At 28.6% G+C, this 9,704-nt stretch carries 10 protein-coding genes; 8 read left to right on the top strand and 2 right to left on the bottom strand.

What is annotated here, in order from left to right:
* Positions 1-130 precede the first annotated feature (130 nt).
* A complete protein-coding gene (locus B3J31_RS09880) occupies positions 131-595 on the bottom strand; it encodes a hypothetical protein (RefSeq protein ID WP_346867471.1) in 465 nt (154 codons plus the stop codon).
* Positions 596-871: 276 nt separating this feature from the next.
* Here B3J31_RS09880 and B3J31_RS09875 point away from each other — a divergent pair, with 276 nt between their 5' ends.
* The 4 genes from B3J31_RS09875 to B3J31_RS09860 all read left to right on the top strand — a co-directional run bounded on the left by B3J31_RS09875 (position 872) and on the right by B3J31_RS09860 (position 4,441).
* Positions 872-1,270 (top strand): hypothetical protein, encoded by a 399-nt coding sequence (locus B3J31_RS09875; RefSeq protein ID WP_346867472.1) that lies wholly within the window; start codon positions 872-874, stop codon positions 1,268-1,270.
* 76 nt (positions 1,271-1,346) lie between these two features.
* Positions 1,347-2,564, top strand: coding sequence for an efflux RND transporter periplasmic adaptor subunit (locus B3J31_RS09870; RefSeq protein ID WP_346867473.1), 1,218 nt, complete (start codon positions 1,347-1,349; stop codon positions 2,562-2,564).
* A 2-nt stretch (positions 2,565-2,566) separates the two neighbouring features.
* Entirely contained in the window at positions 2,567-3,238 is a 672-nt protein-coding gene (locus tag B3J31_RS09865; RefSeq protein WP_346867474.1) for an ABC transporter ATP-binding protein, read from the top strand.
* Positions 3,239-4,441: an ABC transporter permease gene (locus B3J31_RS09860; RefSeq protein ID WP_346867475.1), complete on the top strand. Its 1,203-nt coding sequence runs from the start codon at positions 3,239-3,241 to the stop codon at positions 4,439-4,441.
* A gap of 41 nt (positions 4,442-4,482) precedes the next feature.
* Here B3J31_RS09860 and B3J31_RS09855 read toward each other — a convergent pair whose 3' ends face one another.
* A complete protein-coding gene (locus B3J31_RS09855; protein ID WP_207656750.1) occupies positions 4,483-5,142 on the bottom strand; it encodes a helix-turn-helix domain-containing protein in 660 nt (219 codons plus the stop codon).
* A gap of 98 nt (positions 5,143-5,240) precedes the next feature.
* Between B3J31_RS09855 and B3J31_RS09850 the strand changes: the two genes are divergently transcribed.
* The 4 genes from B3J31_RS09850 to B3J31_RS09835 all read left to right on the top strand — a co-directional run bounded on the left by B3J31_RS09850 (position 5,241) and on the right by B3J31_RS09835 (position 9,657).
* Positions 5,241-5,723, top strand: a complete 483-nt coding sequence (locus tag B3J31_RS09850; protein ID WP_346867476.1) for a permease — start codon at positions 5,241-5,243, stop codon at positions 5,721-5,723.
* Positions 5,720-6,445 (top strand): permease, encoded by a 726-nt coding sequence (locus B3J31_RS09845; protein WP_346867477.1) that lies wholly within the window; start codon positions 5,720-5,722, stop codon positions 6,443-6,445. Before B3J31_RS09850 ends, B3J31_RS09845 begins: the two co-directional genes overlap by 4 nt.
* A 39-nt stretch (positions 6,446-6,484) precedes the next feature.
* Positions 6,485-6,799, top strand: a complete 315-nt coding sequence (locus tag B3J31_RS09840; RefSeq protein ID WP_346867478.1) for a cupin domain-containing protein — start codon at positions 6,485-6,487, stop codon at positions 6,797-6,799.
* A gap of 287 nt (positions 6,800-7,086) precedes the next feature.
* The gene (locus B3J31_RS09835; RefSeq protein ID WP_346867479.1) at positions 7,087-9,657 is read left to right on the top strand and encodes a polysaccharide deacetylase family protein; all 2,571 of its coding nucleotides are present in this window, start codon (positions 7,087-7,089) and stop codon (positions 9,655-9,657) included.
* The last annotated feature ends 47 nt before the right edge of the window (positions 9,658-9,704 follow it).

The following is a 9,704-nucleotide window of genomic DNA, read 5'->3' as shown; positions in this document are numbered from 1 at the left end:
ACAACTATTTTACCACCCAGGGGTTTACATATCATAGAATTTTATTATAATATTATATTATTTTTTAATAAATTACTTATGATTCAATAAAGAAAGGACTCCCAAGGTTGGGAGAACTTTCTTTTTAATATTAGTTCATTGATTTTTTTAATATAGAAAAATCAATTCCCCTTGAATTACCATTTGGTGGTAACAATTCACAATCAGGTCCAGTTATAATTCCAAAGTCACAAATTCCACCAGCATGAACTGCAACATTTATTTGAGTAGTTTGAAAACATCCTTGTAGTGAAAATTCATATTCACCAACCACATTGTCATTATTTCTATTCCATTTCATCTGTCTTGTTGCCCCTATATTAGTAAGACATGGCTGAGCATTATTAGGAGTGTATTCAGCTCCCTCTAAAGGGTCAAAATTAATCACATTATGCTCTGGATTACAAAGTTGGAAAGCAAAGTTGCTAATTCCAGGAGTAGGAGGACCAGCAACAAATTCTACACTATATCTCCATGTCTGAACATTATTAACACATATTGGATAACCTTCAACTAATGTTATTCTTATACCATTAAGTTCTACTGAATCTGCCATAATATTTTCCCTCCTTTGAGAAAAAAACATTGTTATAATTTATTATATTAAGGAGAACTATCAATGGTACTAGATGTATATATAAATTCATAAAAAATTATTTATTCATTCCTTAAATATAAATTTATGATAAATCCCAAAATATAAATATTATCACCATTCTCATACTTTTAGGTATAAAAATAGTAATTTTAAGTAAATTATATAAAAAAGTATAAGTTTCTGTTAAAATAGTATTAGAAATTATAATATAATTATATAAGGGGGAATCATAAAATGGAAAAAAAGACAAGAGGTTTTTGGACCACATTAATGTTAGTGCTTTACATTCTTGGAGGAATTGGGTCACTTTTTACTCCACTTACAAATAAGACTACAGCTCAAATGTTTCCAGAGCTTGCGCTTAGCAATGGTATGGTAGTATTTTCAATTATATCTGGGATAATACTTTTAGTTATTACTATCGGAATGTTCATGTGGAAAAAGATGGCGGTATATGCTTTGGCAGTGTATCAACCTGTTTGCTTTTTAATAGGATTAATTGCAACTCCAGTTTTTAGTTGGTTAACTGTAGTTTCAGGAATAATAGGAATTGTAATAGCATATCTAATAGTATTTAGCCTACTTAAAAAAATAAAATATAATGAAGAAGTAGAAAATTCAATGAATGTATAAAATTAGGGTATAGTAAATAAAGAAGATAGATTCTATCTTCTTTATTTATTATAAAATAGGACAAGGAGTGAAGAATTTGAAGGTAGATTTCAATCTTTCAAAGAAGAAAAAATATATAATGATTGTCATTGCAGTAGTATTATTTATAATACTTTCAGCAGTAATAATTGCTATAAAGTTAAAAGGACCAAAAGAGGAAACAACAATTACTCATGAAGATAGTTATGAAATCAAAGGAGAAGAAACATTAAAATTTAATGGTATTAGTATTATAAGTGATGAGCAAATTATTATTGTAGATAAGTCACAAGGAGAATTAAAAGATATAAAAGTTAAAGATGGACAAGAGGTAAAGAAAGGAGATGTATTATTTTCTTATCTTAATACTTCAGTTGAAGATCAAATAGCACAGTATGATAGGGAAATAACCTCCAATAATGGCAAAGTATCTAGAGCGAAGAAGGAAAAGGATAAAGTTAACACAAGCATTAATAAGCTAAAAGGAGATTTAAATGCAATAAGTGGTGAACTAAATAAAGTTAAGAGTGAAATATCTAAGCTTAGTACATCAGAAGAAAAAGAAGCTCAAAGTCAATATAATGAATTATTGAAAACAAAAGATGTCCTTGAAGGTAAGCAACTAGAAGTTTCTCAACAAATAGAAATGTTAAGGAGTCAAGTTAATGGCCTAGAAACTGAAGTAGCAAGTTATGAAGAGGGAAACAAGTCAATAGTAACTGAAAGGGATACTTTAAAGAAAAAAATAGGTAAAGATATAATTGCAGATATAGATGGAGTTGTGAAAGTAAATAACAAGGGTATAGATGACCCAACTGTAGCCTATATGAGAATAATATCTAAAGAACCTTTAGTTAAAGCAGAAGTTTCTGAATTTGATGTAAAGAATTTAAAAATAGATGAGGAAGTAATGTTAAAGGTTATTAGTAGCGGAGAATATATTAAAGGTACTATAACTGAAATTGACGAGCTACCTATTGAAGAACCAGGAAGAACTACAACAGGGTACAATTTTTACATAAAACCAGAAAAGAGTATCAGAATAGGGTTTAGTTTAGAGGTTAAGTGCAATTACAAAGGAATAGAAATACCTAAGGATTATGTATATGAAAAAGATTCTAAGATACATATACTTAAGGAAAAAGGTGATTCTTATGAAGATATAGAAATAAAAGCAACTTTAGAAAATGATAAGTATTACTTATTAGATGGAGCTATAGGGATAGGAGATAGGTTGATTAAAAATCCTTCTACGGTATTAGAAGGGAGCAAATAATTATGATTAAATTAAAAGACATAAATAAGTTTTATGTTACAGGGGATGAAACTCTTCAGGCATTAAGGGATGTTAATTTAGAGATAAATAAGGGTGAGTTTCTAGCAATAATGGGACCCTCTGGCTCAGGAAAATCAACTCTTATGAAAATATTAGGATTGCTAGATAAAAAGTTTGATGGAAGTTATACATTTCTAGATAAAAATATAAGTTCTTTTTCAGATGATGCTTTAAGTAAGTTTAGAAATGAAAAGATAGGATTTGTATTTCAAGATTTTAACCTTATAAAAAGGCTTTCAATAAAAGAAAATATTGAAATACCTATGCTTTATAGAGGTCATAGAGTAAAGGATACCAAGAAGCGAGTTGTAGAACTATTAAAAAAGGTTAATCTTGAGAGTAAAATAAATAAGTATCCTACTGAATTATCAGGTGGACAACAACAGAGGGTATCCATTGCTAGAGCATTAATTAATAATCCAGATATAATAATTGCAGACGAGCCTACAGGTGCTTTAGACAGCCATACATCTAAGGAAATAATGGACATGTTTAAAGAACTTAATGATGAAGGAATTACTATAATTTTAATCACCCATGATATAAATGTAGCAAGACAAGCTAATCGAATAATGTCTATTTTCGATGGTGAGCTTAAGGAAGGAGAATTTTAGATGAAGCTTAGTGTTCTAATTTTTTCTGCTTTAAGAAATCTTATAAGAAATAGAAAAAGATCTTTCTTAACTATGTTAGGTATAATAATTGGAATAGCAGCAGTAATTACCATAGTTGCATTAGGTGAGGGGTATAAGAATAAAACTATAAAAGACTTTACAGGGGAAAATGAAGGTAAAGTTGTATTAAATGCCATGTTTACTCCATCAAATGCGGAACATATTAATGCTACAGGAAATAGTTTTAATAATAATGATAAAAGAGCTGTAGAAAGATTACAAGGAATTGAATCAGTAGAATATATATATTCTAGCAATGAGTATGGTGAGCTTGTAGATTTACAAGTAAGGGGAGCTGCCATTCAAGGAATGGCATCAAAGGTAGAAAAAACTGATTCTCCAAAGATTATAGGAAGAAATTTAACTGAAAAAGATAATGAAAATTCAACAAGAACCATGGTATTAAGAGAAAGCGTAATTGATGATAAGGTTGGAGAAAAAGAAGAGTTAATTGGAGGTATTGCAACCTTAAAGGGTATTACCTTTGAAATTGTAGGTATTATAGAATCTGATGAAGATGAGGAGTTTAGCTTTAGCTTTAAACCAGATATTCAAATTCCAAAGAACACCTATGATAAGTTTTTCCCTTCTAGTGATGTAGTTCAAGGCATGAGTATTACCTTAGTAAATGGAGTAAATGTTAAGGATACTATTAAGAGTATAGAAAACACCCTTAATGAGGAAGGCTCTAAAAAAGCTGAAGGAGAATATATGGTAATGGATACCAGCGGAATAATAAAAATCATGGGTTCAGTACTAAATACATTAACTTTATTTATTGCTGGAGTTGCTGGAATATCATTATTTATTGCGGGAATAGGGGTTATGAACATGGTTTATACTTCTGTTTCTGAGAGAACTTTAGAAATTGGAATAAAGAGATCAATAGGAGCCAGAAGAAAAGATATAAAACGAGAGTTTTTAGTAGAAGGAGTTGTTATTACTGTCACTGGTGGAGTGATAGGATATGTATTAGGGATAATAATTGCCAATATCATATCTTATTTTATGCATATGGCAATAATCCCAAGTCTATTTACTGCATCTGTAGCTATAGGAATTTCCATATTTATAGGTATAGTATCTAGTATAATTCCCGCTAATAAGGCTGCTAGTGCAAATACAATTGATATATTGAAATAAAAATAGTGGTAGACTTTTTAAGTTAAAGGTCTACCACTTATCTATTTCTCAAGGTTTATTATGGTAATAGAATATGCATCATATTCTATTAAGCCTTCTTTTCTCATTTTATTTAATTCGCGGGATAATGAGGACCTTTGCACCCCAAATTTTTCTGCTAAATCTTTTTTAGTTACTTCTAATTTAATAACATTACTCTTTTGAACATAGCTTTCATACATTAGAAAGTCAATTATGCATTGTCTTATAGACTTAAGAGAAAGTGTTTTTATTTTATCTGTTAAAATTAAAGTTTTGTCTGAGAGAGAGTGAAGAAATTTAGATAAAAAAGTAGTATTGCTTTGGCACAGTCTTAAAACTAGATCTTTTTTTAAGTGTATAAGTGTTACTTCAGTTTTGGCTAGAACCATCATTGGATAAAAGTTTTTATTGGAAAAAAGCAGATTTCCTCCTAGTTCACTGCCAATAGTAAAATCACTTATTGAGATATAGTTTCCTTTCTCGTCAGTGCTTTGTACAGAGACAATTCCCTTCAACACTATATCAAAAGTAACACATTTTTCATTTTGAAAATAAATTACGGAATTCTTTTTATATGTTTTTATATTGAAAGAATCTTGTACAAATAAATGATTAATAGTGCTCATAGAAATATCTTTAAATAATTCTGTATTTTCAAGAATAGAAATAAAATCTAACATTATTATTTCTCCTTTTTCAAAATTAGTTACCTTGGTAACTGATTATAATATTAAAACAAATTATAATACAAGTAAAGATGTTGAAGGGAGAAAATAAAATGGATATTTTCACAATAATTCTTTGGGTAATTACATTGACTTGGTTTATTTGGTCCATAATTAAAGATAAAAAGAAAACTTTTAACTCTATTAAAATGTCAAGCGGACTAATGAAAACCATGATAGGAGAAATTATAGGAATACTTTTTCTTATAGGATTAATACTTACATTCATTCCACCAGATACAATTAAATATTATTTAGGGCAATCTAATATTTTTATGTCTACAATTATTTCTGCATTTGTAGGAAGCATCACTTTAATACCGGCTTTTGTTGCTTTTCCACTGGTGGGTTCTCTTATAAATGCAGGAGCTAGTATAGTTCCTATAGTGGCATTTTTAACAACTCTTACCATGGTTGGTTTTGTTACATTTCCTCTTGAAAGAAGAGAATTTGGTGTTAAGTTTGCATTGATTAGAAACTCACTAAGCTTTATATTTGCTGTGGCTATAGCACTTTTCATGGGGGTGATAATATGAGTTTAATTATTAAAAAAGTAAAAAATAATATGTTATTAACTTCTGTTATTTTAGCTTATTTGTTTTTATTGATTTTTATGCCAGATAAAGGAATTATGGCTTTAAATAATAGCTTATATTATGTGAAAGAAATGCTTATAATAATGCCAGTAATACTTCTACTAACATCTCTCATTGAGGGATGGGTTCCTAAAAAAACTATAGAAAATGCACTAGGTGAAGGTTCAGGGGTTAAAGGATATATATTTTCCTTTTTACTAGGTAGTTTTTCAGCAGGTCCTATTTATGCAGCTTTTCCTGTATGTAAGATGCTTATAAAAAAGGGAGCCAGTATAGCAAATATAGTAATAATCTTAAGTGCTTGGGCAGTAATTAAGATTCCGATGCTAGCAAATGAATCTAAGTTTTTAGGTCCTAAATTTATGGTGATTCGATGGAGCTTAACTACAATATCAATTATTATAATGGCAATTATAACTTCAAGATTTGTTAAAAAAGAAGAATTACCTAAAGAAGATATTATAGAAAAGGAAGATGCAATACTAAGTATAGAAGAGGACTTTTGTATTGGATGTGGATTATGTACAAGGATAGCATCAGAAGATTTTATATTAGAAAATAAAAAAGCAAAGGTTAATAAAAATATATTAAAGTCACAAGAAAGTGAAAAGATTAAACTAGCTATATATAAATGTCCTGCAAAGGCAATTAAGTATAAATAATATATTATAAAAAATAAAGATATAAAGGAGAAATTTATAATGGTTGAAAAAATTTATCAAATGACTAACAGCGATAGTAGAACAGTTGAAATGCTTATTTCAGATGAAAATGTTCATTACTTACACATGATATTTAATAAAGGAGAAGGACTTCCAGAGCATTTTTCAAATTCTAATGTTTATATGGCTGTACTAAAAGGTACACTATCAATTGGATTAGATGACCAAGAAATTCATGAATACAAAGAAGGTACTTTATTAAAAATACCATTTAAAACTAAGATGAATGTTGGTAATAAACATGATGAAATTTTAGAATTAACTGTGGTAAAGTCGCCTGCTCCATCTAAATAATTACACAATAGTGTAAAAGTTTTTAATTAATATATATAACTTACTGAATTTAAAATAAATAATTGACTAAGTTAAAAAAGCTGTTGAATATTCAATGTAATATTCAACAGCTTTTATTCTATTACTGTAATTTTCAACAGAACTAATTAATAGTATATTGATTCAAAATAAAATATTGTGGTATAATTGTATATCATTTCAATAATCAATAATTATTGTTTATTGAAATAAGTTATTCTTAAAGTTAAAATAAAAATAAAGTCTTAAATACATGGAGAAGAAATAATATGAAGAAAAATTGGATTATCATCACAATAATTATAACCGTGGCTGTAGGATTAGGAGCCTTTACATATAAGAGTTATATAAAGAATAATAATACTGAAAATATGATTAAAAATGATAAAAATAAGTATGATGCATCTGTAGAGATAAAGGATGCATTAAATTTATTAAGTAGTAAAAAGCAAGCTGAAATCATAACTAATGCAAAAACTTCATCTAATATAGTAGCTCTATCCTTTGAAGGAATTAGTGATGCTAATACTATGGGGAAAATAGTGGAGTTACTAAATGAGTATGGTGTAAAAGCAAACTTTTTTATTCCAGGTATTAAAGCTGGAGAAGACCCTAAAACAGTAAAAAATATTAAAAAAGCAGGTCATGTAGTAGGAAGTGAAACTCTTTCAGATACTAGATATATGGAAAAGTTATCTCAGAAAGAATTAATTACTGATTTTTGTCGTGGTAATAAGATAATAGAAACTATAATTAAGGAGAAACCCAATTTACTAAAGTGTAAATCTACCACATATACTGAGGAAGTCCTAGAGGCAGCATACGCCTCAGGTAATAAGTATGTGGTTCATAGTGATCATTATCTTAGTTATCAAAGTTTCAAGGATTATGGGCAGGCTCAGAATTATGTAAACAAAATAGATAAAGGCACAATTATTTCCATTAAGGTTAATGGTGTTCTTGATGATTTTGAATATGAAGGAGAAAAAGAAGAGGAAAAGCCAGCTATAGATAAAGAAGCAGGGATAGATGAATCTACTAAGGATGAAAGAGAAGAAATAACTGTTGTTAAAATTGTAGAATGGTTGTTGAAGGCCATAGATGAACAGAAAATAACTGTTGTCCAAGTGAATGAATTAGCAGGAATGAAAAGTGATGATGAAACTTCATCACCTGAAAATATGTCAAATAAAGATGAGATTTATATAGATGAAAGTTATAAAGAAGAAAAAAATACTTCACAAGGAAATAGTGAAGTAAAAAATTCTTCAGATTTAGTGAATTTTAAGGAGCTAATAGAAAAAAATAATGGTAACCTTGCTCCTAATATTTCAGAGTTTTACACTACTAAAAAAGCATTATCCTATACCTTTAGAGGATTAGGTAATGAAACTGCATTAAATTCAGTTTTAATATCTTTAGATAAAATAAAGGCTAAAGGAACTTTCTTTGTCACTAAGGATGAAATAGAAAAGTATCCAGATAGAATTGCTAACATATTAAAGAAAGGTCATGAAATTGGCAATGGAGGAATAACAGTTAGTTCAAGTTTATTAGACAAATCTACAGAAGAGATTTGTAAAGAAATATATGAAGTAGATAATTTATTAAGGAAGATTGGTGTAAATACTAAAGCATATATGCCTGGATATGGTTATGTTGATGCTGAGGTTCAAGAAGCTTTATCTGTTATTAATAAAATTCATGGTATTAAGGGTTATGAATTGTTTACTTATTCTAAATCTCCTATTAATCATAAATATAAAAACATGAATGCAGAAGAAGTTGTAAGGGATTATCTTACTGTAAATACCTATATGTCATTAAGAAAAGGTGAGATTGTTTACTTTAGACTAGATTCAGATTTATTTGAAGATAAGAATACTGTAGCAAATATTATTGAATTAATTACCGCTAACTATGTAAAAAATGGACATGCTAATAAGTATAATGAAGCAACACAATCTTATGTTTTAGTTGAAAAGCCATTGAATTATTCTGTTGAGACTTTAAGTGAATTGCAACACACTATGGAATCAGCTTCTCAATTAGGGAGATATAGGATGGCGGGGAATAATATTAACTCATTAATTAGGAGATCTTATGAAGAAGCTTTATCTATGATGAAATCTAATTACATAGGTAATAAATATGTGGATTTAAGTGATTTAAATGAAGAGGAACAGGTTTTAATGGATAAGACAGGGACTATTGATACCAATGGTGAAGATGTAATATTCTTTACCTTCGATGATTGGGGAGGAGATCCTGTTGTTAATGAGATTTTAGATGTACTTAATAAACATAAAATAAGAGGAAGCTTTTTTGTAATATCAAAGTACATAGATACTAATGGAGATGTATCTAATGCTAATCCTAATTTACTTAGAACCATTGCATTTAATGGCCACGATATTGGAAGTCATAACTATAATCATGAAACTTTAGATACAAACAAGAATAAATTGGATATTTCTTTAGTTAAATCCTATGATGCTATGGTTAATGTTATAGGTGATTTAAATTCATTAAGACCATACTTTAGACCACCAACTTTACTTGTTAAAAAGGAAGGGCTAGCACAGGTATTTGAAAGTGGATTTAAATATTCTATTAATGGAAATATTTCAACTCATGATTATGAAAGTAGTTCTTCCCAAGAAATTGTTCATTCATTAGAAGAAAGTTTAATTAAAGGTAGGGGAAATATTATAGTAATGCACATGAACAATCAAAGTTATTATACTGCAGAAGCCTTAGATATTTTCTTAACTAATAATGAGAATGGAGTATACGGAACAAAGTATAAAATTGCAAAGCTAAGCGATTATTTAGAATAATAATTTTTGTAACATATGAGGAGTTTAAATAAATGAGGTTAGATACT

The sequence above is a fragment of the Clostridium sp. UBA5988 genome, from assembly GCF_002435615.1.
In the GTDB taxonomy this organism is placed as follows: Bacteria; Bacillota; Clostridia; order Clostridiales; family Clostridiaceae; genus Clostridium_J; species Clostridium_J sulfidigenes.
The sequence above is the reverse complement of the archived record's forward strand: the minus strand, read 5'-3'. Positions and strand labels throughout refer to the sequence as shown.